This window comes from Janthinobacterium sp. C22 (assembly GCF_057919405.1).
Window position 1 is genome coordinate 4,760,540 of record NZ_CP193659.1, and the last position, 26,322, is coordinate 4,786,861.

At 64.3% G+C, this 26,322-nt stretch carries 21 protein-coding genes and 1 pseudogene; 7 read left to right on the forward strand and 15 right to left on the reverse strand.

Annotated features, from left to right (window positions below; translation table 11 throughout):
• Positions 1-67 precede the first annotated feature (67 nt).
• Positions 68-1,090, forward strand: a complete 1,023-nt coding sequence (locus ACRHIG_RS22255; RefSeq protein ID WP_489627933.1) for a ParB/Srx family N-terminal domain-containing protein — start codon at positions 68-70, stop codon at positions 1,088-1,090.
• Between the two features lie 71 nt (positions 1,091-1,161).
• Here the strand turns inward: ACRHIG_RS22255 and ACRHIG_RS22260 are convergent, their stop codons facing one another.
• The 5 genes and pseudogenes from ACRHIG_RS22260 to ACRHIG_RS22280 form a co-directional block, all read right to left on the reverse strand.
• Positions 1,162-2,271: an ABC transporter ATP-binding protein gene (locus ACRHIG_RS22260; protein ID WP_489627934.1), complete on the reverse strand. Its 1,110-nt coding sequence runs from the start codon at positions 2,269-2,271 to the stop codon at positions 1,162-1,164.
• A 9-nt stretch (positions 2,272-2,280) separates the two neighbouring features.
• On the reverse strand, positions 2,281-3,150 hold the full coding sequence (locus tag ACRHIG_RS22265) for a carbohydrate ABC transporter permease (protein WP_070290751.1): 870 nt from the start codon (positions 3,148-3,150) through the stop codon (positions 2,281-2,283).
• The gene (locus ACRHIG_RS22270; RefSeq protein ID WP_034777935.1) at positions 3,147-4,031 is read right to left on the reverse strand and encodes a carbohydrate ABC transporter permease; all 885 of its coding nucleotides are present in this window, start codon (positions 4,029-4,031) and stop codon (positions 3,147-3,149) included. Before ACRHIG_RS22270 ends, ACRHIG_RS22265 begins: the two co-directional genes overlap by 4 nt.
• A 115-nt stretch (positions 4,032-4,146) precedes the next feature.
• Positions 4,147-5,399: pseudogene (locus ACRHIG_RS22275) on the reverse strand (ABC transporter substrate-binding protein).
• A 268-nt stretch (positions 5,400-5,667) separates the two neighbouring features.
• Positions 5,668-6,954: a maltoporin gene (locus tag ACRHIG_RS22280; protein WP_489627935.1), complete on the reverse strand. Its 1,287-nt coding sequence runs from the start codon at positions 6,952-6,954 to the stop codon at positions 5,668-5,670.
• A gap of 345 nt (positions 6,955-7,299) precedes the next feature.
• On the opposite strand from ACRHIG_RS22280, the gene ACRHIG_RS22285 reads away from it, so the two are divergent.
• Both ACRHIG_RS22285 and ACRHIG_RS22290 read left to right on the forward strand, forming a co-directional pair.
• Entirely contained in the window at positions 7,300-9,213 is a 1,914-nt protein-coding gene (locus ACRHIG_RS22285) for a glucokinase (RefSeq protein WP_489627936.1), read from the forward strand.
• On the forward strand, positions 9,197-10,261 hold the full coding sequence (locus tag ACRHIG_RS22290; RefSeq protein WP_489627937.1) for a LacI family DNA-binding transcriptional regulator: 1,065 nt from the start codon (positions 9,197-9,199) through the stop codon (positions 10,259-10,261). The genes ACRHIG_RS22285 and ACRHIG_RS22290 overlap by 17 nt, the downstream gene beginning before the upstream one ends.
• A 20-nt stretch (positions 10,262-10,281) precedes the next feature.
• On the opposite strand, the gene ACRHIG_RS22295 is transcribed toward ACRHIG_RS22290, so the two are convergent.
• From ACRHIG_RS22295 to ACRHIG_RS22315, 5 genes are all read right to left on the reverse strand, one after another.
• Positions 10,282-10,734: a hemerythrin domain-containing protein gene (locus ACRHIG_RS22295; RefSeq protein ID WP_475416900.1), complete on the reverse strand. Its 453-nt coding sequence runs from the start codon at positions 10,732-10,734 to the stop codon at positions 10,282-10,284.
• Between the two features lie 264 nt (positions 10,735-10,998).
• The gene (locus tag ACRHIG_RS22300) at positions 10,999-11,931 is read right to left on the reverse strand and encodes a carbohydrate kinase family protein (protein ID WP_475416901.1); all 933 of its coding nucleotides are present in this window, start codon (positions 11,929-11,931) and stop codon (positions 10,999-11,001) included.
• Positions 11,928-13,142 (reverse strand): AGE family epimerase/isomerase, encoded by a 1,215-nt coding sequence (locus ACRHIG_RS22305; RefSeq protein ID WP_489627938.1) that lies wholly within the window; start codon positions 13,140-13,142, stop codon positions 11,928-11,930. Before ACRHIG_RS22305 ends, ACRHIG_RS22300 begins: the two co-directional genes overlap by 4 nt.
• A gap of 68 nt (positions 13,143-13,210) precedes the next feature.
• On the reverse strand, positions 13,211-14,212 hold the full coding sequence (locus ACRHIG_RS22310; protein WP_489627939.1) for a tetratricopeptide repeat protein: 1,002 nt from the start codon (positions 14,210-14,212) through the stop codon (positions 13,211-13,213).
• Positions 14,209-15,051, reverse strand: a complete 843-nt coding sequence (locus ACRHIG_RS22315) for a tetratricopeptide repeat protein (RefSeq protein ID WP_475416904.1) — start codon at positions 15,049-15,051, stop codon at positions 14,209-14,211. Before ACRHIG_RS22315 ends, ACRHIG_RS22310 begins: the two co-directional genes overlap by 4 nt.
• Positions 15,052-15,185: 134 nt before the next feature.
• Here ACRHIG_RS22315 and ACRHIG_RS22320 point away from each other — a divergent pair, with 134 nt between their 5' ends.
• The gene (locus tag ACRHIG_RS22320; RefSeq protein ID WP_475416905.1) at positions 15,186-15,575 is read left to right on the forward strand and encodes a DUF1090 family protein; all 390 of its coding nucleotides are present in this window, start codon (positions 15,186-15,188) and stop codon (positions 15,573-15,575) included.
• Here ACRHIG_RS22320 and mmsB read toward each other — a convergent pair.
• From mmsB to ACRHIG_RS22335, 3 genes are all read right to left on the reverse strand, one after another.
• Positions 15,572-16,477, reverse strand: coding sequence for a 3-hydroxyisobutyrate dehydrogenase (gene mmsB, locus ACRHIG_RS22325; RefSeq protein WP_489627940.1), 906 nt, complete (start codon positions 16,475-16,477; stop codon positions 15,572-15,574). The two genes, ACRHIG_RS22320 and mmsB, sit on opposite strands and share 4 nt — an antisense overlap.
• Before the next feature lie 10 nt (positions 16,478-16,487).
• On the reverse strand, positions 16,488-18,002 hold the full coding sequence (locus ACRHIG_RS22330; protein ID WP_489627941.1) for a CoA-acylating methylmalonate-semialdehyde dehydrogenase: 1,515 nt from the start codon (positions 18,000-18,002) through the stop codon (positions 16,488-16,490).
• An 86-nt stretch (positions 18,003-18,088) separates the two neighbouring features.
• The gene (locus ACRHIG_RS22335; protein WP_489630857.1) at positions 18,089-19,285 is read right to left on the reverse strand and encodes an ABC transporter substrate-binding protein; all 1,197 of its coding nucleotides are present in this window, start codon (positions 19,283-19,285) and stop codon (positions 18,089-18,091) included.
• Positions 19,286-19,426: 141 nt separating this feature from the next.
• On the opposite strand from ACRHIG_RS22335, the gene ACRHIG_RS22340 reads away from it, so the two are divergent.
• The 3 genes from ACRHIG_RS22340 (at position 19,427) to ACRHIG_RS22350 (ending at position 23,017) form a co-directional block, all read left to right on the forward strand.
• Positions 19,427-20,344: a LysR family transcriptional regulator gene (locus tag ACRHIG_RS22340; RefSeq protein WP_489627942.1), complete on the forward strand. Its 918-nt coding sequence runs from the start codon at positions 19,427-19,429 to the stop codon at positions 20,342-20,344.
• A 164-nt stretch (positions 20,345-20,508) separates the two neighbouring features.
• The gene (locus tag ACRHIG_RS22345; protein ID WP_489627943.1) at positions 20,509-21,039 is read left to right on the forward strand and encodes an isochorismatase family protein; all 531 of its coding nucleotides are present in this window, start codon (positions 20,509-20,511) and stop codon (positions 21,037-21,039) included.
• A gap of 106 nt (positions 21,040-21,145) precedes the next feature.
• Positions 21,146-23,017 carry a transthyretin-like family protein gene (locus tag ACRHIG_RS22350; RefSeq protein ID WP_489627944.1) on the forward strand — a complete coding sequence of 624 codons (1,872 nt, stop codon included), beginning with the start codon at positions 21,146-21,148 and terminating at the stop codon, positions 23,015-23,017.
• Positions 23,018-23,029: 12 nt separating this feature from the next.
• Here the strand turns inward: ACRHIG_RS22350 and ACRHIG_RS22355 are convergent, their stop codons facing one another.
• The gene (locus ACRHIG_RS22355; protein WP_489627945.1) at positions 23,030-24,187 is read right to left on the reverse strand and encodes an acetyltransferase domain-containing protein; all 1,158 of its coding nucleotides are present in this window, start codon (positions 24,185-24,187) and stop codon (positions 23,030-23,032) included.
• A 3-nt stretch (positions 24,188-24,190) separates the two neighbouring features.
• The gene (locus ACRHIG_RS22360; protein ID WP_489627946.1) at positions 24,191-26,281 is read right to left on the reverse strand and encodes a TonB-dependent siderophore receptor; all 2,091 of its coding nucleotides are present in this window, start codon (positions 26,279-26,281) and stop codon (positions 24,191-24,193) included.
• Positions 26,282-26,322: the final 41 nt, after the last annotated feature.

Consider the following 26,322-nt stretch of genomic DNA (forward strand, 5'->3'; position numbering starts at 1 on the left):
CTATCGGACTGCGCGAAATCGCGTGCCGCGCTATGCTGCACGCCATACCGCTCACTTCGGAGGTCGCATGCACGCCGCATTCCCCCGGGCCGCCGCCGCGCTGGCCCTGTCTTTCGCCAGCATGGCCTGGGCCCGCGATGCCGCCGTCGCGCCCGCCCTCAGCGCGCGCCAGCAGGCGCTGATGTCCACCGTGGTGGGCAGCGCCGTCCATCCGCGCATCCTGCAGGTGCGCCTTGATGAATTGCATCCGACCCAGCCGGCCATCGGCTACGACCAGGTGTATTACAAGCTGGGACGCTATGCGGCCGAGGAAAAGCACATCGCCGACATCGCCCAGCCGAAGAAATTCGCCGACCTGTGCGAAGCCAATGGCCAGGGCGACGTCTTGCCCGGCACGGCCAACGTGGCCGGCGCCACCCTGGCCGCGCCACCGGCCGGCTACCGCTGCAAGGCGGCCGTGGGCAGCCGTCCGGACGACATGAAGACCGTCGTCATCGGTCCGCGCGGCATCGTGTACCTGACCGATGGCCACCACACGTTTTCCGCCTTCCGGGAAGCCGATGGCGGGCGCAATCATCAATTGAAGGTCTGGGTCAAGGTCAGCGACAATTTCAGCGCGCTGGGCGAAGCGGCCTTCTGGACCCGCATGCGCGCAGAAAACAAGGTCTGGCTGAAAAACGGCCGCAACCAGGCCATCACGCCGCAGCAGCTGCCGCCCGCCATCGGCTTGCGCACGCTCGGCGACGATCCCTACCGCTCGCTCGTCTACTTTACGCGCGGGATCGGCTACGAGCCGCCCGGCAAGGCCACGGAATTTCTCGAGTTTTACTGGGCCGACTGGCTGCGCGGCATGCCGGCGCTGGACCTGGCGCGTGTCGACCTGCGCGACCCTGTCGCGTATGCCAATGCCATCCTGCTGGCCGCGCAGGCGATGGTGGCGCTGCGGCCCGGCGACAGCGTCAGCGGCGGCAAGAGCGCGCGCGAACTGGGCGCCCTGCGGGAAGTGAACCGGGAAGCGTTCGATGAACTGATCGACGACAAGGGCAAGCTGCGCCACGCCATCGCGTATAAGAAATCGCTGGCGCAATAAGCGCGGCGGCATAAACGACAACGGCCCGCCTGTCATGCGACAAGCGGGCCGTTTTTATTGGCAGGTGCCGCTTACGCGATGCGTTCGCCGTTGGCCGGATCGAACAGGGCCGCCTTCGACAGGTTGAACGACAGCTGCATGGTCTGCCCCGGCAGCACCGCTTCGCGCGGGTGCGTGCGGCAGGTCACGGCGGCGCCGTTCAGGCGCGTCGTCAGCAAGGTGTCGGGGCCGGTCGGCTCGACCAGGTCGATCAGGCAACCGAGTTCCTGCCCCACGTCGCCGTGCGCGCTGCTCATGTCCGTGATCTGCTCCGGACGCACGCCCAGGATCACGTCGCGGCCCGCATAGCCGCGCAGCTTGTCGGCCGCGAACGGCAGGGCCAGTCGCAGGCTCTTGCCCGCGTTGTCGATGGCGACAAACACTTCGTTGCCCTCGATGACAGGCTTGACGGTGATGAAGTTCATCGATGGCGAACCGATGAAGCCGGCCACGAACAGATTCGCCGGATTGTCGTAGATTTCCTGCGGCGTGCCCAGTTGCTGCACCACCCCATCCTTCATGACGGCGATCAGGTCGCCCATGGTCATCGCCTCGATCTGGTCATGCGTGACGTAGACGATGGTGGCCTTCAGGCGCTGGTGCAGCAGCTTGATCTCGGCACGCATTTCCACGCGCAGCTTGGCGTCCAGGTTCGACAGCGGTTCGTCGAACAGGAACAGCGAGGGCTTGCGCGAGATGGCGCGGCCCATGGCGACCCTCTGGCGCTGGCCGCCCGACAGCTGCGCCGGACGGCGGTCCAGCAAGTGCGTGATCTGCAGCGTTTCGGCCACGCGGGCGACGATTTCTTCCTGCTCCGCCTTCGGCACCTTTTTCACGTTCAAGCCGAACGCGATGTTTTCGCGCACCGTCATCGACGGGTACAGCGCATACGACTGGAACACCATGGCGATGTCGCGGTCCTTCGGCGGCAGGTCGTTGACCACCTTGCCGTCGATGAGGATTTCGCCCGAGGTGACGCTTTCCAGGCCGGCCACCATATTGAGCAAGGTCGATTTGCCGGAGCCGGAGCCGCCGACGAGGATCAGGAACTGGCCATCCTTGATCTCGATGTCGATGCCTTTCAGGACCTCGACGCCATTCGTGTACACCTTGCGGATGCTGCGTATCGATAAACTGGACATATTCTTTCCTTAACCTTTGACTGCGCCTGCGGTCAGGCCGCGCACAAAATAACGGCCTGCGACCAGATAGACCAGCAGGGTCGGCAGCGCGGCAATCACCGCGGCGGCCATGTTGACGTTGTATTCCTTCACGCCCGTGGACGTGTTGACCAGGTTGTTCAAGCCCACCGTGATCGGCTGCGAATCGCCGCTGGCGAAGACGATGCCGAACAGGAAGTCGTTCCAGATCTGCGTGAATTGCCAGATGATGCAGACGACGAAAATCGGACCCGAAATCGGCAGCACGATCTTGCGGAAGATCAGGAAGAAGCCGGCGCCGTCGATGCGCGCCGCCTTGATCAGCTCTTCCGGCACGCCGATGTAGTAGTTGCGGAAGAACAGGGTCGTGAACGCCGTGCCGTACACCACGTGCACGAAGACCAGGCCGGTGGTGGTATTGGCCAGGCCGAATTCACCGAGCAAACGCGCCATCGGCAGGATCACCACCTGGAATGGAATGAAGCAGCCCACCAGCAAGGCGGCGAACAGGATTTCCGAACCGCGGAAGCGCCAGTGCGCGAACACATAGCCGTTGAAGGCGCCCAGGAAGGTCGAGATCAGCACGGCGGGAATCACCATCTTGATCGAGTTCCAGAAGAACGGCTGCATGCCGTCGCAGGTGACGCCCGTGCAGGCCGAAGACCAGGCCTTGGCCCAGGAATCGAACTGCCACACGTGCGGCAGCGCCAGCAGGTTGCCGCTGCGGATCTCGTCGAGCGACTTGAACGACGTCGACAAGGTCACGTACAGGGGCACGATGTAGTACACCGCGAACAGAATCAGCAGCAGGTATACCACCACCCGTCCGAGGGTGAGTCGATTATTGCGGGTAGGTGTCATCTCATCGCCTTTGCGCTGCGCGTTTCCAGGTACATCAGCGGCACGAGCACGGCCACGATGGTGGCCAGCATCATCATTGCCGATGCCGAGCCCAGGCCCAGCTGGCCGCGGGTGAAGGAAAACTGGTACATGAAGATGGCCGGCACGGACGACGAATTGCCAGGTCCGCCAGCCGTCAATGCGATGACCAGGTCGAAGCTCTTGATGGCGATATGCGCGAGGATCAGCAGCACGCTGAAGAACACGGGACGCATGGCGGGAATCACGATGCGCCAGTAGATCGTCGGCAGCGACGCGCCGTCGACTTGCGCCGCCTTGATGATTTCATCATCGATGCCGCGCAGGCCGGCCAGGAACAGGGCCATGACAAAGCCCGACGACTGCCATACGCCGGCGATCACCACCGTGTAGATGGCCATATCGGAGTTCACCAGCCAGTCGAAGGTAAACGAAGTCCAGCCCCAGTCGTGCATGACCTTTTCCAGGCCCAGGCTGGGATTGAGCATCCATTTCCAGGCCGTGCCGGTGACGATGAAGGACAGCGCCATCGGATACAGGTAGATGGCGCGCAGCGCGCCTTCGGCGCGGATTTTCTGGTCCAGCAGGATGGCCAGGAACAGGCCGATGGCGATGCTGCAACCGATGAACAGGACACCGAAGATGCCGAGGTTCTTGAGCGAGGTCCACCAGCGCTCGTTGTCGAACAGCTCGTAATATTGCACCAGGCCGGCGAACTCGTAGTTCGGCATCAGCCGCGATTCGGTCAGCGACAGCCAACCGGTCAAAAAGATAAAACCATAGACGAATACCAGGCTGGCGATGAGCGTGGGGCCCAGCACCATCTGCGGTATCCATCGGTCGAATTGCTTGCGTATGGACATAGGACAGCCGTAGAAGTAAAAACTGCGTGTGGCGCCGGCCTGGCCGAAGCCAGCGCGGACGCCTGCGATGCATGCGATGCAGCGGGCGCCGGCGGGAGTGCCGGCGCCGTCGTGATTACTTCACTTTTGCCGCTTTGGCCAGGGCGGCAACCGCGTCTTTGGAGCTCATGTTGGTATTCATGAACTTGGCGATGACGTCGGTCACGGCGCCTTGCGTGGCCGATGGCAGCGCCATGCCGTGGGCGAACGATGGCACCAGGCCGCCGGTCTTGTTGGTGGCGTCCATGTCTTCCATCGATTTCAGGGCGCAAGCGTCAAACTTGTCCTTCGATACGCCGGAACGCACGGGGATGGAACCCTTGTTCAGGTTGAAGATCGACTGGAACTTCGGATTCATGATGGCGTTGGCCAGGGCGATCTGCCCTTTCTTCGCATTCGCATCCTTTTGCGTGAACATGGCAAACGAATCGATGTTGAAGGTGTAGGCCTTGTCCGTGCCAGGAGCGGCCACGCACAGGTAGTCCTTGCCCGGCACCTTGCCGGCGGCCGTGAACTCGCCCTTGGCCCAGTCGCCCATGAACTGGAAGCCGGCCTTGTTGTTGATGACCATGGCGGTGGCCAGGTTCCAGTCGCGGCCGGCCGCATCCTTGTCGATGTAGGTCTTCACCTTGCCCAGGGTGTCGAACACCTTCAGCATGGTCGGGCCGGTCAATTCCTTCTGGTCCAGCTTGAGGATGGCCTTCTTGTAGAATTCCGTGCCGCCCACGCCCAGCGCGACGGATTCAAACACGGTGGCGTCCTGCCAAGGCTGGCCGCCGTGGGCGATCGCGATGCCGCCCGATTTCTTGATCTTCTCGGCCGCGTCGAAGAACGCATCCCAGGTGGTCGGGGTGGTGGCCACGCCGGCTTTTTCAGCACTTCCGGATTGACCCACATCCAGTTCACGCGGTGGACGTTGACGGGAGCGGCAACGTAGTGGCCCTTGTATTTCATGATGTCGGCGACGACTTTCGGCAGAACGGCATCCCATTTGCCTGGAATGGCGGCATCATCGATATTGGCCAGCACGCCTTCCGCGCCCCACTCCTGGATCGACGGGCCCTTGATCTGGGCGGCCGTTGGCGGATTGCCGGAAATGACGCGGGTCTTCAGCGCGGTCGCGGCGTTTTCGCCAGCGCCGCCAGCCACGGCGAAGTCTTTCCAGCCGAAGCCGCTTTCCTTCACGATTTGCTGCAACTGGCCCACGGACTTCGCTTCGCCGCCGGAGGTCCAGTAGTGCAACACTTCCACGTCGGTCGCAAACGCGCTGCCGGCAAACGCCAGGGTGGTCAATGCGGCCAGTTGGGTAATCTTGAATTTCAGTTTCATCTCCACATTCCTTTTTTGATCAAGCTTTTAGGGGGCTTCGGCATACGGGGGCCGAAAAAGGTGAAATCTGCGCCTGTACCGGCGCTCTTGTGCTCAGACCCGCTTGCAAACGGGCATCATCTTGGTGTAAAGACGGCGCCGCGATCCATGATATGACTACATTGCATTTATATCACGGGACGGCGCCAAAAACGCATCCGCGAAGGATGCGCCAGGTTGATCTGCACTTACAAACGTCAACACTGAACAAAACCGTTTGGTTCGGTGTTTAGAACCAGGTTTCGACTTGGAAGCCGTACGACGTGCCGCTGGTATTGTTGTTGTAGATCGGGCCGCCGTTGTTCGACGCATTGACCGAGGCGGTGGCCGCATCGTTCCATTTGCCGTAGGTCACGAAAGCGCGCAGCTCCGGACGCGACCACAGTCCCGGACCGGCCGAGATCGTCGGCGCGATGGTCAGCTTGGTCAGGCGCTTGGCCGGCAGGCCGCCCGCTTGCGTCACGCGGTCCGTGCCCAGTTCGCCCACCAGCTTGAAGTTGTTGGTGAACGCGTACACGGGACGCACGCCGACCGAGGTCCAGGTCGAGGAACCGTTGGCGTTCGATTCGTCTTTTTGCCACAAGGCGACGAATTCCATGCCGAAATTGGCCATCGGCTGGATCGCCATGTCATTGAAGATGCGCGTGCGTTTCACGTCCGAACCGAAATTGGTGTCGCCCGAAGCGCCGAACTGCGCGCCCTTGCCCGTGCCAGGGCCGACGCCGTACTGCACGCCGAAGGTATTGCCGCCGCCGAAGACTTTCGCCTGGCGGTGGAAGGCCGAAAGCTGCCAGCCATTGTGCTTCTGGCCGAAAGCGTCGTTGTCCTTGCCTTCGCCGATGATGTAGGTCGCGGCCAGGTCCAGCGTGCCGTTTTCATTGACGGGAATCTCGCCGTAGATGAAGTTCTGGCGCACGGCGGACTTGGTGCTGACGACGCCGGTCGGCGACACGGTGTTGATGTCGTTGTCCTTGAAGAAGGCGTACGAGAATTTGCCGGGGCCGGCAGGAATGCGGTCCAGGCCGGCGCCCGTGCCGTTCATATTGATGTACTGCAAGTCCAGCATGTGGATGTCGGGACGGTAGTAGAAGCGTTTGCCGATCCAGGCCGTGCCGCCGTTCAGGAAATCGAGTCCCTGCGCTTCGACATAGGCCTTGACGATGCCCAGCTTGTTGTCGCCGAAATCGGAGTTGGGCGCGTAGGCGTTGACCCAGATGGTGGCCAGGTAGTTCACGCCGCCGGACTGGGCGACGGACTTGGTGTAGCCGAATTCCGTGTAGGCGTCGCACTCATTGCCCAGACGATATTTCATGGTATTGCCGCCCAGGCCGAAGCAGCCTTGCGAACCGCCGTCGCCCGAGGTATTGCTGCCGGCGCCAGCGCGCAGGTAGCCGTGGAAGCCTTCGGAGTCGGATGGGTACATGGGGTCGGCGGCAGCGGAACCGCTGGCGATAGCCAAGACGATGGCAGCTGGCAGTGTTTTCAGCACAGCCTTCAACATGTTGCGATGCAGCATGGTAAGTCTCCTCAGTAATTTATTTTTTATCTAGTCATTCGTGGCCGAATGTACTGGCCAGAATTCTTTCCAGCAGGGACATAGTAACTATACTACGAACAAATATCAACATATTATGTTGTAATCCTACGACTACTCTGCGACACTTTATTTGCGCCCGCATTTGCCGTCGGAAGGCACTGCTTTTCATGGTGAGGTGTCCGTTTTTGACCCGACACATGAGCATCTGCATGGCTGGGCCGCATTTTTCGGCACGCGGCACGTATACGAATTAAAATCCTTGGTTTTTGCCATAACGACAGTGCGCCGCCAAGACAGCGCACGCAAACGAGACGAGGCACCGCCATGAAAATTGATGAAAAAATGGAAGTAGCAGGCAGCGATCCGGCGGAGCGTTTCAGTGAAGGGCCGCGCCTGCTGGCAGACATCGGCGGCACCAATGCCCGCTTCGTGCTGGAAACGCGCCAGGGCCACCTGGAAGCGGTCGCCGTGCTGCCCTGCGACGACTACGCATCGCTGCTCGACGCCATCACCGCGTATATGGATAGCAGCGAGGCGCGCGCGGCCGGTTCGGCGCGCGTGCGCCATGCGGCCATCGCCATCGCCAATCCCATCGACGACGACAATATCCGCATGATGAACCATCACTGGTTCTTCTCGATCGAGGCCATGCGCGCCGCGCTGGGCCTCGACACCTTGCTGGTGGTGAACGACTTCACGGCGCTGGCCATGGCCCTGCCCTACCTGCGGCCCGACCAGCGCCAGCAGATCGGCGGCGGCATGGCGCGCGCCGACAGCGTCATCGGCCTGCTCGGTTCGGGCACGGGCCTGGGCGTATCGGGCATGATCCCCGCCGAAGACCGCTGGATCGCGCTGGGCAGCGAAGGGGGCCACGTCAGCTTCGCCCCCTGCGACCAGCGCGAGATGGACGTGCTGTCCTTCGCCTGGCGCGAGCTGTCGCACGTCTCGGCCGAACGCCTCGCCTCCGGACGGGGGCTGGAACTGATCTACCGCGCCCTGTCCGACCGGGCTGGCCGGCATGACGTCCCGCCGCTGCTGGCGGCCGACATCACCAGCCGCGCCCTGAACAATGAATGCGACGTGTGCCTGGAAGCGGTGGACTGCTTCTGCGCCATCCTCGGTTCCATCGCCGGCAACGTGGCCATGACCCTGGGCGCGCTGGGCGGCATCTATATAGGCGGCGGCATCGTGCCGCGCCTGGGGCCTTTGTTCGAACGGTCGCAGTTCCGCGCCCGCTTCGAGCAAAAGGGCCGCCTGAACGAATACCTGGCGCAGATTCCCACGTTTCTGATCACGGCCGAACTGCCGACTTTCCTGGGCATCGCCGCCATCCTGGCGCAAAAGCTCAAGCGCGCCCATACCGGCGCGCCCGTGCTCGAATCCGTGCGCCAGGCGCGCGGCCGCATGAGCCCATCGGAATGCAAGGTGGCCGACTGGGTGCTGAAGGAGCCGAACGCCATGCTGACCCTGCCGATCGCCGAAATCGCCCAGCGGGTCGGCGTCAGCCAGCCGACCGTGATGCGCTTTTGCCGCTCGATCGGCGTGCAGGGCCTGGCCGATTTCAAGCTGAAGCTGGCCTCCGGCCTGACGGGCGGCGCCATCACGGTGGCCCACTGCCACGTGGAGATTTCGGACTCCGACGCGGAACTGGCGCGCAAGGTGCTGGGCAATAACGCCTCGGCCGCGCTGGCCCTGCGCGACATGCTCGACGTGAAGGCGCTGACGGCGGCCATCGAGCTGCTGCGCGGCGCGCAGCGCGTGGAATTGCTGGCTGTCGGCAGCGCCCGCGTGGTGGCCGACGACATGCAGCACAAGCTGCTCAACCTGGGCATCGTCAGCAGCTTCTTTGCCGACCCGCAGGCGCAGGAAATGAGCGCCGCCATGCTGAAACCGGGCGACGTGGCGCTGGTCATTTCCCGCTCCGGCGCCCTGCCCGACCTGCTGCGCACCGTCAAGGTGGCGCAGGGCTGCGGCGCGCGCGTGCTGGCGATCACGGCCAGCGGTTCGCCGCTGGCCAAGCTGGCCGACGTGCTGCTGACCCTGAACCATCCGGAAGGCAACCTCAATTTCGTGCCCATGATCGTGCGCCTGCTGCAGCTGATGATGCTCGATATCCTGTCGGTGGGACTGGCGCGGCGCGACACGGCGCAGCGCACCAGCGCCGCCGAACTGGAAGAAGGCCAACTGCACGGCATGCGCATCAGCGGCAAGCTGAAATTCGGTGGCCACCTCGAATAAGGCGGCGCCCGCCGCCCCCGCCCCCGACACGGCCAGCGGCGCCACCGTGCACGACGTGGCGCGCCTGGCCGGCGTCTCGGCCATGACGGTGTCGCGCGTGATCAACGGGCGCGCCAGCGTCAGCACGGCCACGCGCGACAAGGTCGAGGCGGCGATCGCCAGCCTGCGCTACCAGCCCAACCTGGCGGCTCGCGCGGCCCGCACGGGCACCCTGCGCATCGGCCTCTTGTACAGCAACCCCAGCGCGGCCTTCCTCAGCGAATTTTTAGTTGGCGCCATGGACCAATGCCGCCAGGGCGGCGGCCAGCTGCTGCTCGAACGCTGCGAAGACCTGGACAGCCAGCGGGCCGGCATCGATTGCCTGGTGGCGGCCGGGGTGGACGGCATCCTGGTGCCGCCGCCCCTGTGCGATTCGCCCGCGGTGCTGGCGCAGCTCAATACCATGGGCATCCCCGCCATCGCCGTGGCCACGGCGCGCCCGTCGCCCGATGTATCGGCCGTGCGCATCGACGACTACGAAGGCGCGCTGGCCATGACGCGCCATCTGCTCGCGCTGGGTCACCGCGACATCGGCTTCATCGAGGGCGACCCGGCGCACACGCCCGCGCTGCTGCGCCGCCAGGCCTTCGAGGACGCCATGCGGGAAGCGGGCTTGCAGGTGCCGCCGCACAGGGTGGCGCAAGGCTATTTTACGTATCGTTCGGGGCTGGACGCGGCGCGCCGGCTGCTGGCGCAAGCACCGCATCCCAGCGCCATCTTCGCCAGCAACGACGACATGGCCGCCGCCACCCTGGCCGTGGCGCACGGCATGGGCTTGCAGGTGCCGGCGCAACTGAGCGTGTGCGGCTTCGATGACACGCCCGTCGCCACCACCGTCTGGCCCGAGCTGAGCACCATCCACCAGCCCATCGCCGACATGGCGCGCGCCGCCGTCAGTCTCGTCATCGACGAGATACGCCAGCGCCGCGCGGGGGAGACGGCGCCCGCCACGCACCACCTGATGGCATTTACCTTGATGGAACGGGCGTCGACGGGACCAGCGCGCTAGTCACACGCCGCCAGGCAGGCTCAGGCCTGCATTGCGGGCAGATGCATTCCCGCCTTGCGCGCCGCGATCTGGCCGCCCATGGCCAGCAGGTCGAGTTGCGCCTCGCGCGCACGCGGAAAAATCTCGTCCTCCTCTTCCTGTACGTGCTGTTCGATTTGCCTGGACAAGACCTTGACCTTGGCGTCGTACAAGTCTTCGCCGGGCGCCATGGCGACGATTTGCGCGATCAATTCCTTGGCCGAGGCGTGTTCGACGGTGGCTTCATTGATCAAGTCTTCGTTCGAACGGCTGGCGTCGCGCACGGCAGGGTAGAAGATTTCCTCTTCCGCCATCGTATGCTTGCTCAATTCCTCGCAGATTTTCAGCGCCAGCTTGCGTTTGCTGGCAAGCGACCTGTCGCTGAGCCCCTCATACTGTTCGAACAAGTCCTTCACCGTCTGATGATCTTGCGTCAGCAGTTCGATCGCATCCATGTCTTGCATTCCGACATTTCGCCGGGAAACGGAAGCTGCCTGATGGGATTGCGTGGCCATGATGTGGTCTCCAGGTGTGCAATGAAGTCCCCATTCTAGACGGGGCCATGCGGCGTCCATGTAGGACGATTGCCAACGTCAAGGTAGGCCTGGCGGGAAGGTCAACGCGTTTCGATGCAGATCAAGCTGACCATGATAAATTTTTGCATTGCGCAAAAAGTATGCGTGGCGCGCCTGCCTGTCCGGCGCGCCACGCCGTGCGACTTAACGCAGCTGCGTGCGCCGCGCCAGCGATTCCACCAGTTCCACCGAGGGCGGCGAGCCGCCGGCCGCCAGGCAGGCGCCCGCCCCGGCCGCGACGGCGAAGCGCAAGTGCTGGCCGCCATCCGCATCGGGCCGGTACATCAGGCTGTACAGCAAGCCGCCGATGCTGGCGTCGCCCGCGCCCACCGAGTCGACCACCTCGATAGCGGGCGGCGCCGCCTGCCATGTCTGTTCGCCCCGGTACAGCGCCGCGCCCTGCGATCCGCGCGTATACAAATACGTGGCGTGCGGATTCCAGCCGCGCAGCACGGCAAACGCGCCATCGATGTCATCGTGGCGGAACAGGCCCGCCAGGTCTTCGTCCGACACCTTGATCACGTCGGCCAGCTCCGTCATGCGGCGCAGGGTGGCGTCGTAGCGTTCATCCATCATGATGCGGAAGTTCGGGTCATAGCTGATCTTCACGCCGGCCGCCTTGAGTTCCTGCGCCAGCGCCACCAGCTTGCCCGCCAGCGGTTCGCGCGCCAGGCTGATGCCGCCGAAATGCACCCATTGCGCGCCCTGCATCCAGCCGGCGGGCAACTGCGCCGCGTCGAAATGCAGGTCGGCGCTGTCGTCGCCGATGAAGTAATACGTGGGCGGATGCAGTTCATGCACGATGGCCAGCAGCGGCGACTTCGCGCGGCGCTGCAAAAAACGCATGTCCAGGCCCGCCGCGTCGGTCGCTTGCGCCAGCGCGTCGCCGAAGACGTCGAGGCTGACGGCGCCCGCAAAGGCGCTGGGCACGCCCAGGCGCGCCATCACGCGGGCCACGTTCCAGGTCGAGCCGCCCACCTGGCTGCTCCACGCGTCCGCGCCCGTGCGCAGCATGTCCGTCAGCGCTTCGCCGGCCGAAACGAATTGTGGAAACTCGCGCGTGACGGCGGCGCTCATGCGGCACCGCCGATCACGTTCAGCACTTCATAGCAGGCGCCCATGGTGTGGTAATCGGTCTTGCCGGCCGGGCTTTTCTCCTTGCTGATTTTCTGATTCTCGGGCGTCAGGATGCGGTACCAGGCGCCGTGTGCATGGTCGACGAAGTGCTTCCAGCTGTAATCCCATATCTTGTCGTAGCTTTGCCAGTAGGCGTCGTCGCCCGTGCGCGCGGCCAGCACGGCGGCGGCGGCGAAGCTTTCCGCCTGCACCCAGAAGTATTTGTCGCCATCGCAAATCTCATTCTGCGGGCCGAAACCGTAGTGGATGCCGCCATGCGCGCCATCCCAGGCCTTGGCCAGCGCCGTGTCGTACAGTTCGCGCGCACGGGGCAGCAGCCACTCCGATGGTCCGGCCATGAACCTGGCGTGGCGCTCCATGATCAACAGCAGCTTGGCCCATTCCGTGAAGTGGCCGGGCTGGTAGCCCCACGGACGGAAGATATTGCTCTTGTCGTGCAGGTTGTAATCCCAGTCGATAGCCCAGTCGGGCGTGTAGTGTTCCCAGATCATGCCGTTGGCCAGACCCGCCTGGCGCACCGTGATGTTGTGCGCCAGGGTTTCGGCGCGGTGCAGATATCTCGCTTCGCCCGTCGCCTCGAACGCGGCCAGCATGGCTTCGCACGCATGCATGTTCGCGTTCTGGCCACGGTAACCGTCCAGGGTGGACCAGTCGGCGCTGGCCACGTCCGCGTACAGGCCGTGTTCCGGCAGCCAGAAGCGCTGCTCCATCAATTCGAACGTCTCGTCCAGGTAGGCGTGCGCTTCCGTCACCCCCGCCTGCAGGGCGTGCGCATACGCGAGCAGCACGAAGGCCAGGCCGTAGCAGTGGTTGGCGCCGTCTTCCACCGTCTTGACGCCGTCTTTCCACGACAGTTGCCAGGCGTAGCCCCCGGTGGCCGGATCGCGGTGCACGTCGCGCAAAAATGCCACGCCATGGCGCAGCGCCGCCTGGTAATCGTCGCCGCCGAAATGGCGATACGCCATGGCGTAATTGAAGATGAAGCGCGTGCTGCTGACCAGGTGGCGTGTGGCAGCGTCGTAGACGGTGCCGTCGTCGAGGAAGAAATGATAGAAGCCGCCGCTCGGGTCAAACGCGCGCGGGTGGTAGAAGTGCATCGTGTGCTGGATGTGCTTTTCAAGCATTGCCCTGGAGCGGAAATCGGGATTCATGGGTCTCTCATGATATTGTTATCGATAACAATGATGATAGCATGCCGTTTCCGCCCCGTCTCGTCCACTTAAGGGGGCGTGGCTGACTTGCGCTTTTCACGCCACAGCGCCGCCTTGGCCGGGTCGGCCGCCTGCCCCAGCTCGCCCTGATCGTACACCTTGACCAGCCGCTCGATGGCTTCCGCGTCGCCCTGCTTCGCCGCCAGCAGGTACAACTCGAAGGGCTGGGGCGCCGGCCCTTGCCGGGTGGCTCCGCCACGGCCCTGCTCCAGCAGGCGCGCAAAACCCGTCTGGCCCGGCGGGCTTTTGGCGATGGCCGCCATTTCATACCAGCCCAGGGCCGCCTCGTCGCTCTGCGGCACGCCCCGCCCCACTTCATACGAATAGGCGACATTGTTCAAGCCCGGCGGATCGAGCGCCTTGGCCGCCCGCATGTACCAGCCGAACGCTTCCCTGCGCTGCGCGTCATCGTGCGCCGTCATCATCAGCCGGTAGCCGATTTCATTGTAGGCGGGGATGAAGCCGTTTTCGGCATAAAACTTCAGCCAGTGCAGCGCGTGCGCCTGTTCTTCCGCGCTGCTGTGGATGTTTTCAAAGTGCTGGGCCACCATGAAGTTGGCCAGTTCCACGCCTTGCGCGGCGCCCTTGCGCGACCAGTATTCGCCCAGCTTGCGGTCTACGGCCATGCCCTGGCCCAGCGTATAGGCCACGCCCAGGAATGCCTGCGCCGGGCCATAGCCGCCCTCGGCCGATTTCCGCATCCACGCCAGGCCGGCGTCGCGGTCGCGCGGCGTCCCCTCGCCCTCGTGCAGCATCTGCGCCAGCTCCAGCTGGGCGGCCGCATCGCCCCCTTCGGCGGCGCGGCGCGTCTTGTCGTAGGCGGCGACCTTGTCCGGCGACAGGTCGGCCGGGCGGTCGATCACCGCCTGCACCCTCGCGCGCATGTCGTCGAGGCCCTTGGTGTCGAATTCGGCCAGCGCCGGATGCTGGCGCGGTTCCTTGGAGGACGCGGGCTGCGCCAGCACGGGCTGCGCCAGCGCCAGGGTCAATAACAATACGATGGTCTTCATTTCTTCTCGCTTTCCGCCAGCCTGGCGCGCCATTCGGCGGCGTCTTCGGCATTCGCCGCCTGTCCCAGTTCGCCCTTGACATACACGTCGAGCATGCGCCGCATGGCGGGCAAGTCGCCGCTCCATCCCGCCCGCTCGTACCAGACCAGGGCCAGCTTGTCCGACTGTGCCACGCCCAGGCCCAGCTCGTGCGCGCGGGCCAGGTTGCGCATGCCGGCCGGCTCCTTTTCACGCGCCGATCTGTCATACCAGCGGAAGGCCTCGCCGCGCTCCTGCTCATCGGCGGCTGCGCGCATCAGGTGTTCACCGAGCGCGTTATAGGCAGGAATAAAGTGCTCTTCGAGCGCGGCCTTCTTCAGCCAGGCGATGGCCAGCGCCTGTTCTTCGGCAGGGCTGCCGCCATCGATGAATTCCAGCGCCAGGATGGTTTGCGCCAGTGCGTCGCCCTGCGCCACGCCCTTGCGCAGCCAGTATTCTCCCTGCACGCGGTCGATCGGCACCTTGCCGCCCACCGTGTAGGCCAGGCCCAGGGCCGATTGCGCCGGCGCATAGCCGCCTTCGGCCGACTTGCGCACCCAGGCCATCGAGTGCGCCGTGTCTTGCGGCGTGCCGACGCCCAGCTGCAGCATGCGCGCCAGTTCCAGCTGCGCCTCCACGTCGCCCGTTTCAGCCATACGCCGGGTCTCGGCAAACTCGGCGATGCTTTCCGGACTATGACTGGCCGCATCGGCCCGTGCCTTGATGGCGATCAGCTGCAGATCGAGCAATGTGGGCGAGGTTTGCGCCAGGACGGGCAGCGGCAATAGCAAAGGGATCAGCAACAGTAATTTCTTGGGCATGCGGCGGCGTCGGAAAGAAGAAAACACGCATGGTAGCCGATGCCATGCGGGACAGGCGCGCACGGTAGGCGAAGTTTGACAGGGCACGCCGGCGGGCTTACATTGCACGGGCCCACCACTGACACAGGAATGCCATGAACCTTCTATCGAAAACCGCCTTGACCCTGCTGCTCGCCGCAGCCGCCATGGGCGCCAGCGCCGCCGACACCCAGCTGGCAGGCTGCGCCGCCAAGCGCGAGAACATCCGCAGCGAATTGCGCCAGGCCAAAGAACAGGGCTTGTCCGACAAGGTCGCGGGCCTGACGCGCGCGCTCGACGAAGTCAACGCCCACTGCCGCGACAGCAGCCTGGTCGAACGCCACAACAAGAAGGTGCTGAAGGCGCAGGCGAAGGTGAACCAGACGGAGCGTTCGCTGCGCCTGGCCCAGGAAGCCAATAAAGAGCCGAAGAAGATCGCCAAGCTGGAAGGCAAGCTGGAAAAAGCCAGGGCCGATCTGGCGGCCCTGCAGGCGCAGCAGCCTTAGGCTTTCTCGCCCAGCAGCTGATAAATGCTGGAGAAATCCAGCGCGCCCGCCCCCGCCTTGCTGTGCAAACTGTATAGATTGCGCGACAGGGCGCCCAGCGGCACGCTAGCCCCGCTGGCCAGCGCGCTTTCCACGGCCAGGCCCAGGTCTTTCAGCATCAGGTCGACGCCAAAGCCGCCCGTGTAGCCGCGCGACGCGGGCACGTTCTCGGCCACGCCGGGACACGGGTTGTACACCTCCAGGGTCCAGTTGCGGCCCGAACTTTTCGCCATCACGTCCGACACCACTTTCGGGTCCAGGCCATTGGCCACGCCCAGGCGGATCGCCTCGCTGGTGCCGATCATCAAAATCCCCAGCAGCATGTTGTTGCAGATCTTGACCGTCTGCCCGCAACCCGAGCCGCCCGCGTGGAAGATGGCCTTGCCCATGACGTCCAGGTAGGGGCGCGCCGCCGCCAGCGCGGCTTCTTCGCCGCCCACCATGAACGTCAGGGTGCCGTTGGTGGCGCCCGCCGTGCCGCCCGAGACGGGCGCGTCCAGCATGGGCATGCCCTTTTCCTCGGCCGCGCGGCCCACCTGGCGCGCCGCCTCGGTGGAAATCGTCGAACAGTCGATCAGCAGGGTGCCGGGCCGCGCCTGCGCCAGGATGCCCGCGTCGCCAACAGAGTTACCCAAGTACGCGCCCAGCACGTGGCGGCTGGCCGGCAGCATGGTGATGACGATGTCGGCCGCGCCTATCGCCGCGCCCTGGTCGTCGGAGACGAGGCCGCCGCCATCGGCAAACTGCCGCACGCTGGCCGGCAGCAAATCGAAGCCCGTCACGGCATGGCCCGCCCGCACCAGGTTTTGCGCCATGGGCAAGCCCATGTTGCCCAGGCCGATAAAAACGATATTGGTGCTCATCGCCGCCTCCTTATTTCATCGCAATGGTGGTGTTGACGCCGCTGCCGCCATCGTCCGGGGCGAACCAGCGCGCCGTGACGGTCTTGGTCTGCGTCCAGAAATACAGCGCTTGCTTGCCGTTCGGCCCCAGGTCGCCCAATTTCGACGCGCGCGAGCCCGTGAAGCTGAAGTAGGCGACGGGCACGGGGATGGCCACGTTGATGCCCACCTGCCCCACGTCGATCTCGTTCTGGAACTTGCGTCCCGCCCAGCCGGACGAGGTGAAGATCGAGGTGCCGTTGCCGTTCGGGTTGGCGTTGATGAAGGCGATCGCTTCGTCGAGCGTCTCCGTTTCGACCACGCACATGGCGGGGCCGAAGATTTCCTGCGTGTAGACGGCGTTCGATGCCGCCACCTGCGAGAAAATCGTCGGCCCCATGAAGTTCCCGCCCTCGTAGCCTGCCACCTTGTGGCCGCGGCCGTCGAGCAGCAGCTGCGCGCCTTCGTCCACGCCCGCCTGGATCAGCTTTTCCGCCCGCTGCATGGCGGCCTTCGACACCATCGGGCCCAGGTCAGCCGTGCGGTCGCTGCCCGGTCCTACTTTCAATGCTTTGGAACGGGCGACGATTTCCGGTAGCCAGGAACGCGCCTCGCCCACCAGCACGACGACGGAATTGGCCATGCAGCGCTGGCCGGCCGCGCCGAATGCGGCGCCGATCAGGTTATTGATCGCCTGCTCCTTGTTGGCGTCGGCCAGCACCACGCAATGGTTTTTCGCGCCCATCATCGATTGCGCGCGCTTGCCCGATTCGCTGGCGCGGCGGTACACATGTGTGCCCACGTGGGTGGAGCCGATGAAGGAGACGGCCTTGATGTCGGGATGGTCGCACAGCATGTTGACGACGTCGGCGCCGCCATGCACGACGTTCAGCACGCCCGCCGGCAAGCCCGCCTGGTACATCAGCTCGACCAGGTACATGCTCGAGGACGGGTCCTGTTCCGATGGTTTCAGCACAAAAGTATTGCCGCAGGCAATGGCAATCGGGAACATGAAGCACGGCAGCATGACGGGGAAATTGAAGGCCGTGATGCCGGCGCCCACGCCCAGCGGCTGGTAGATATTGTAGACATCGACGCCCGTGGCCGCGTTTTCCGCGATCTCGCCCAGCTGCAGGGTGGCGATCGAGCACGCATGCTCCACCACCTCAAGGCCCCGCATCACTTCTCCTTCCGCGTCCGGCAGGGTCTTGCCATGTTCGCGGGTGATCAGTTCGGCCAGGGCGCCGATGTTTTCGCGGATCAGGTGCTGGTACTTGAGCATGATGCGCATGCGCGCCGCCAGCGGGGTATTCCGCCACGTCTTGAAGGCTTCCTTGGCCGTGGCGACGGCCAGGTTGACTTCATCGGGCGTGGAAAACGGCACCCTGGCGACGATTTCCTGCGTGGCCGGGTTGACGACGTCGCGCCATTCCGTGCTGGTCGAGGCGTGGTGCTTGCCTGCGATGTGCAGGGGGATGGAGGGGACTGAGGTGAGGGCTTGGTTCATGATTGAGGCTCCGGGTGTGCGATGTTTGTTCAGCTAAACCCAACGGCGTAAAGCTGGGGTCAGACCCGACGGGTCTGACCCCGGAATTATTTTTTAACCAGATTGCACGCCGCCGCATCCATAGGCTTGAACGCCTGGTCGGCGGGAATGGTGGACAGCACTTTCAGGTAGTCCCACGCGCCTTTGGATTCGGCCGGGGTTTTGACCTGCACCAGGTACATGTCGTGGATGACGCGGCCGTCGGGGCGGATCGAGGCGTTGTTCATGACGGCATCCTTGATGGGCAGCTCGCGCATTTTCTGGGCGACGACCTTCGAATCGTCGCTTTTCGCGGCCGCCACCGATTTCAGGTAGTGGTAGACGCTCGAATACACGCCCGCCTGCACCATGGTCGGCTTGGCGCCCTTGTTGAGCGCCTCGAAGCGCTTGGCGAAGGCGCGGCTGCGGTCATCGAAATCCCAGTAAAAGCCATCCGCGTAGACGAGACCCTGGGCCGTTTCCAGCCCCAGCGCGTGCACGTCGGAGAGGAACACCAGCAAGGCGGCCAGGCGCTGGTCCTTGCCGCTGCCGATGCGGAATTCGCGCGCCTGCTTGATGGCGGAGACGGTGTCCGCGCCGCCGTTGGCCAGGCCGATCACCTGCGCTTTCGACCCTTGCGCCTGCACCAGGAAGGACGAGAAATCGGACGCGTTCAGCGGATGGCGCACGGCGCCCAGCACCGTGCCGCCGTTGCGCTTGACGACTTCGCTGGCGTCCTTTTCCAGCGAGTGGCCGAAGGCATAATCGACGGTGACGAAATACCAGGATTTCTGTCCCAGCTTGGTCAGCGCCGCCGCCGTGCCGGCCGCCTGCGAATACGTGTCGAACATCCAGTGGAAGCCGTTCGGCGAGCAATCCTCGTTCGTCAGGCGTCCCGTGGCCGGGCCGCTGAACATGGCGATGCCGCCCTTCTCTTTCATCAGTTTTTGCACGGACAGGGCCACCGAGGAATTGGTCAGATCGGCGATGGCGTCGACCTTGTCGCGGTCTATCCACTCGCGCGCCTTGGAGGCGGCGATATCGGCCTTGTTCAGGTGGTCGGCCGACAGGATTTCAATCTTCATGCCCTTGCATTCGGCCTTCAGACAATCCTCGACGGCCATCTGGCTGGCGACGACGGAGCCGCGCCCGCCCATGGCCGAATACGGGCCGGACATGTCGGTCAGGATGCCGACCTTGACGACGCCATCGGAAATCTGCGCGTGCGCGCCGGTGAAAGACAGGGAAAGCGCCAGCGCGCCCATGGCCAGAACGGTTTTTTTCATGCGTGTCTCCAAGTGGATGGGTTTTTCTTATATGTATAGATGCATTCTGCATGTGTAAAAATATGCACTCAAGTGAAATTAATGCATAATTCCTTTGCAAAAATGCACAAGGAGAACAAAGTGCTCGATTGGGACAATGTACGGGTCTTCCTGGAACTGACGCGCAGCGCGGGACTCGTCGACGCGGCGAAAAAGCTGGGCATCGACCATTCCACCGTATCGCGGCGCATGCGCAAGTTCGAGGAACAGGTGGGCACGCAATTGTTCGACCGCAACTACGTGGGCTACCAGCTGACGCCGGAAGGCCACCGCCTGATGGAATACGCGGAAACCATGGAAAGCACGGTATTTGCCGCCACCGAGGAGCTGGGCGAACACAACCGATTGCTGTCGGGGCAGGTGCGCCTGGGTGCTACCGAGGGCTTCGGCGCCATCGTGCTGGCGCCCCACCTGGCGCAGTTTTGCGGCAGATACCCGCACATCAGCGTGGACCTGATCGCCGTGCCCCGTTTCGTCAGCCTGTCCAAGCGCGAGGCGGACGTGGCCATTTCCATCGAACGGCCCCTGTCCGGCCCGTATGTGGTGACCAAATTGTCCGACTACCGGCTGAAACTGTACGCCACGCCAGGCTACCTGGCGCGCCACGCCCCGATCACCAGCGTGGCGCAGCTGGCGCAGCACCCGATCATCGGCTATGTGGACGACCTGGTCTTCAGTTCGGAGCTGCGCTACATGGACAACGTGGCGCCCGATTCCCTGCGCGCCTTCCGCAGCACCAGCGTGATCGCCCAGTACCACGCGGCGCGCGCGGGCCAGGCGCTGGCGATCCTGCCCTGCTTCGTGGCGCAGCAGTCGAACGAACTGGTTCCCGTGCTCGACGGCGAGATCGACCTGCTGCGCGCCTTCTGGATGATTTCGCCCAGCGAGCGGCGCAACATCGCCCGGGTCAGCGCCCTGTGGAACTACCTGCGCGGCGCCATCGACCTCAATCACGCCTATCTGATGGGCGAGACGGCCGTGCCCAGCTGGCCAAGCTGACTGCGCGCTACACTGTCGCCACATATTTAACAACGCCTGATAAAACCGTAGCGAGCGGAAGGGAGTTGTGGTCGAGACGCGCAACTGTACGAAGGTACAGTGAGCATCGCAGGCCGCGACTACCGACGCGCAGTAGGTTTTGGCAGGTGTTTCAGGAGATCGCCATGCTGATAGATGCAAACCAGGCTGTTTTAGTCATTGTCGACCTGCAAGGCCGTTTGATGCCGGCCATCCACGACGCGGGCCTGGTGCTGGCGCAAAACCTGCGCCTGGCCAGGATCGCCCGCCTGCTCGGCGTGCCCGTGCTGGGCACGGAACAGAACCGCCAGGGACTGGGGCCGAACGTGGAGGAAATCGCCGCCCTGTGCGAGCGGACCTTGCACAAGACGCATTTCGGCGCCTGTGCCGACGGCTTGCAGGCGATCTTGCCGCCCGGACGCAAACAGATCGTCGTCACGGGCTGCGAAGCCCATGTGTGCATGCTGCAGACGGCCATCGGCCTGCTCGAACTCGGGTATGACGTCATCATCGCCATCGACGCCGTCGGTTCGCGCCAGGCCGCCAGCCGCGACGCCGCGCTGGCCCGCCTCGGCAAGCTGGGCGCGCAGCTGGTGACGGTGGAAATGCTGGCCTTTGAATGGTTGCGCGACTGCAAGCATCCGCGTTTCCGCGAGGTATTGGCACTGATTAAATAAGCACTCCTTTACGCAGGATCAAGCCCGATGGCCATCCATTTGCTAGCTTGGTAACAGCGCCGCCACTGCGAGCGGCGCAGTTGTCCAACCGAGCTGGAGAACCATCATGGCCTATATCCTGCGGGGCAAGCTGTGCGGCTTGATCTGTGCCGAGTGTCCTGAACCGTTGTCGCACGTCATCGTGCGCCTGTACCGGCCGCGCGAGTCGCAAAACGTCACGGCCCTGGCCGTGGCCAGCGCCAAGGAAACCTTCGCCATCCTCACCGACGAGGAAGTGCAGGCGAAAGCCCCCTTCCTGCTGGCCGAAGCGCGCACGGATGACGACGGCAACTACAGTTTCACCCTGGAAGGCGATTATCAGGGCGAGGCCGTGGAAGTCGATATCCTGTGCCCTACCGTGCCGCATCTGAAGCCGGGGCCGAAGGATCCCGTGCCGCTGCAGTTTTCCATCACCACCATCCAGCCCCGCTGGCGCCAGGTCGACAACGATTTCCTCGCCATCTGGGATTACTGCCTGCCGCAACGCTTCTGGTGCCTGGTGCGCTCCCGCTTCGGCGCCTGGACCATCTGCGGCCGGCTGCGCACCTGCGACGCGCCGCACGCGCCGATCGCGGGCGCCACCGTGCGGGCTTTTGATGCGGACTGGCTGCAGGACGATGCGCTGGGCATTGCCGTCACCGATGCCACAGGACGCTTCCGCATCGACTACCTGACGTCGGACTTCACGCTCACGCCCTTCTCGCCGTTCATCAACGTGGAATTTGCCAGCGGGCCCGACGTGTACTTCACGGCGCAGCTGGGCAGCGTGACCATCCTGTCGGAAACCCAGGCCAATGGGCGCCAGCCTGGGCGCGAAAACGTGGGCCACTGTTTCTGCGTCGAATTGTGCTCGAAAGACGTCTTGCCGCCCGACGTGGAAGGCGTGCCCCACTGGCAGCAGGTGGAAATCTTCGACATCCACCCCTTCCCCTCGCTGGCGGGCTTTTCCGCGCAAGGCTATGCGGGCGGCCCCGGCGCCTCGTACGTGTTCGCCGGCGGCGTCACCTTGAAAGGCAATTGCCCGCTGCGCAATAGCGCCATCCCCGCCAATCCGCTCGAGTACCGTTTCCTCATCGGCGAATGGTCCTGGCCCGGCGGCAGCGACGACCCGACGGCCATCCCGACGGTGCCGCCCGCCAGCCTGGCACCGCTCACACAAGTGCTCGGCACCCTCGTCGGCTATGTGTTTTATACGAACGGACTGGGCTTGAGCGACTCGGCACAAGTGATCGTCGATGCGGGCGATTTGAAACCGGGCGGGTGGATACGGGTGGACGGCAAGCCCGTCACGGTGGACATGCGCGATGGCACGACGGCCGTCGTCAACGTGGCGCCCAACATCTTCCTGCGCACGTTTGACTTACTTACCGTGAATACGCCCGCCATCACCAGCCTGCATCCGGCCAAGCTGCCGGGCGGCTTGCCCATCCTCGACGCGGGCCGCAGCCTGACGGCGGCCGAAAGCGAACCGATACGCCGCTACCGCATGGGCTTCGAGGTGCGCGATGGAAATACCCTGGCGCTGCTGGCCACGGACGGGCTCGACTCCATCGTCTTCGACAACTCGCCCGTCATCGTGGCGCTGGACCTGGAAGAGTTGCGCAGCAATGCCTGCAACCCCATCGCGGGCGGCCTCGTGCATATCCTGTACACGATCGACCATCCGCATTTGCGCTTCTTTAATATCACGATTTCCAACAACAACGGCATCGCGCACCCGCCGCCACCGCTGCCGGCCGCCAGTTTCACGCCACCACCGCCACCCAGCAACTATCTGTTCCGCGGCGGCGCGGGCGGTCCTCACCTGTCGGGCAACAATGGCGGCTTCCCCGTCAACGTGGCGCTGGACCCGCCGTGCGCCTACCGCGTGGCCATCGGTTGGCAGACGCGGCATTACCTGGCGTCCAGCCACAGCATTGACAGGCTGTACTGCAAATAGAATAGGCTTGATTCAGAAATAACGCACCCACGCCTGTGTTGAGGTACGCTTGTAGCTGGCAAACGCGCGGCAGGGAAAGTACAGCACGGGCATCAGCACCAGCGCGATCAGCCAGACTTGCCAGATGTGTTCGACGCCGTAGCGGGTGCCGTGATTGGCGCCCAGCACGGCCGTCAAGGCCAGGCCGATGGCCAGCAGCAGATACAGGTGCAGCAAGTAATAGAACATGGGCGCGCCGCCAAAGGTGGCGCAAGCCCGCGTGAACCCGTTTTCGACGCTTTCCAGCCAGGCCAGGCCCAGCAAGCCCAGGCCCAGGGTGAACAACAAAAAGTCCAGCGACGGCGGATATTTCGTGAAGTTCAGCACGCTCATGGCCGTGCGCAAGGCCGTATCGCCCGCCACCCAAGGCAGCGTTTCACCATACAGATTGAAGCCGCGCAGCAGGCCCAGGAGCAGCAGGCTGCCCGCGCCCAGCGCCAGCAGCCAGCGTCGCCGTGCCGTGACAGAAAATGCGCGCGCATACAGGGGGCCGGCAGCATAGCCGAGCACGATCACGCCTATCCACGGCAGCAGCGGATAGCTGACCTTGATCTGCATGGCGCCGTCCGCCACCAGATAGCCGCGTTGCAGCAGCACCGTCAGAGCGTAATAGCCAAGGCTGCCCTGTTCCGCGCGCAAGCCGGTCATCAAATGCTGGCCCGCAATCATCGCCGCGCCCAGCACGAGCAACACTTTCAAGGGCAGCTTGTGCAGCACGGCCAGCGCCATCATGGCCAGGCCGATGACCCAGATCACCTGCAGGTACAGCACGGCGGGCGGAAATGCCCCGCTCCACGCGAAATTGACGAACACCAGTTCCAGCACGACCAGCAGCAAGCCCCGCTTGAACAGGAAACCGGCCGCGCTGCGGGGACCGGCGGCAGGATGCGCGTACAGCCAGGCGGACAGGCCCGTCAGGAAAACGAACATGGGCGCGCACACGTGGGCCGCCAGGCGCGTGAAGAACAGGGCCGGATCGACGCTGGCCGCATCCATGGGGTCGCTGACCTGATGGTGTAAAAAGACGGTTTCGCGCACATGGTCGAACAGCATGATCAGCATGACGAGGCCGCGCAGCACGTCGATGACGGCGATGCGGGTGCGCAGGGTGGCAGATGTAGTCAAGGTCATCCCTTAAAAGCGGTAATGGGCATTCAAGTTCAGCGTGCGCTCCGCTCCCGGCGCCACCCACATCTGGCTGTAGGAACTCGCATAGTAGCTGCGGTTGAACAGGTTTTCCACGCTCAAAGCGAATCGCAGTCTGGCGTTGGGCGCATACGATGCCAGCAATCTGGCCGTCGTATAGGCCGGCAGGGTAAATTGGCTGCTGACGGCCACGTCGCCCAGGCGCTCGCCCACATACTGCACGCCGCCGCCCACGCTGGCCGTTCCCGTGCCCAGCGCGAACTGCTGTGTCGCGAGTACATTGGCGCTGTGGCGCGGCACGTTGGCGAAGCGGCTGCCCGTCACGATCGTATTGTCGCCGCGCGTGACGGTGGCGCTGGTGTAGGCATAGGCGCCCGAGATGCGCAAGCCGCGCGCCAGTTCGCCCGACACGTCCAGTTCCAGACCCCGGCTGCCCACCTCGCCCGCCGCGATGGCGAAATCCGTGTTGACGGGATTCGTCGTCAGCACATTGCGCTTGCGGATGTCGTACACGGCCAAGGTGCCCGTCAGCTTGCCCGTTTCCAGCTTGGCGCCCAGTTCATACGAGCGGCTGCGCTCGGCCGGGAAAGCCTGGTTATCGATGCTGATGCCGCTGTTGGGCCGGAAGCCCTTCGCCGCGCTCGCATACAGCGACCACATTGTCGACGGCTGGTAGACGAGGCCCGCGCGCGGGCTGGTGGCCGACAGCGACTGGCGGTTGCCCGTGTTCAGGCGATGGTTCGCCACATCCTGCGTGTAGCTATCGTGGCGCACGCCAACGAGCGCCTTCCATTGAACGCCCAGGTCGACCTGATCCTGCGCGTACAGGCCGCGCGCCCGTTGCCTTTCCTGCGTGTCGATGGACAGGGCCAGCGGAGCGGCCTTGCCGCCGTACACGGGCGCGTAGATGTCGATGGCATAGGCATTCGCGGCACTGGGGTTGCGGCGCAGCTGCAGCCGGTGGTCGTCGAAACGATAGGCGTCGACGCCGGCCAGCACCTCGTGCGCCAGCGCGCCCGTTTTAAACTTGCCCAGCAACTCGACGCGGGCGGAGGCGTCGGTGGCCGAGAAATCACGGTGGCGGCGCTGGCGGTTCAGGGTGCGGCCATCGGCCAGCAGCTTGTTCGCCTCCGTCGAATAGCCGCGCAATTCGCTGTCGCGCCAGGAAGCGCCCGCCTGCAGCGTCCAGTCGTCGGACAGCGCATGGTGGATGAACAGCTGCTGCCCCAGCGACTTGACCGTCATGGGGCCGTCGCCCGGTTCGCCCAGGAAACGCGAGACGGGGACAAGGCCCAGTTTGCCGTTCACGGCCAGCACGCCCCGGTCGAACGGCGCGCGCTGGCGCACCGCTTCGATTTCATACGACACGGTCGTGTGCTCGCCCGCCAGCCAGATAAACGAGGGAGAAAACAGGCTGCGTTCGACTTTCACCGTATCGCGGAAGCTGTGCCCCTCCTCGTGCGCGGCGTTCAGGCGGTAGGCGACGGTGTCGCTCAACGGCCCCGTCAAGTCGACGGCGGCGCGGCGCGTCTGAAAACTGCCCAGCGATACATCGGCGCCGTACTCGGGCGCGAATTTCGGCTTTTTCGTCGTGATGTTCACCGTGCCGCCCGGCTCGCCCCGGCCGTACAGGGCCGACGCGGGGCCTTTGAGCACTTCCACGTTCTGCGTACTGCCGCCATCGCGCATGCCGTTGTAGCCGCGGCTGGAACTGAAACCGTTGACCATGTAGTCGGAGCCGAAATTCGGATCGCCCGTGAAACCGCGCATGGCATAGCTGTCCCACAGGCCGCCCAGCGGACTTTGTCTTGAAATACCGCTGGCCAGGTCCAGCGCGCCGGCCAAAGTCGTCACGCCCGCGTCGCGCAGCAAGTCGCCCGTCAGCACGCGCACGCTTTGCGGCAAGTCCATCAATAAAGCGTCCGTCTTGGTGGCGCCCGTGGCGGACAGGCTGCGGTAGTGCTGGCGCTCGGCCTTGACGGTGACGACATCGCCGGCCTGCACATCATCGATTGCCAGTGACCAGGGGCTGGCGGCAGCAAGTAACAGCGCCACGGGGCGGCGTAAAAACACGGGCATGGAATTCCTGACGAGGGCGCAAATCAATGCAATAGGCTTGC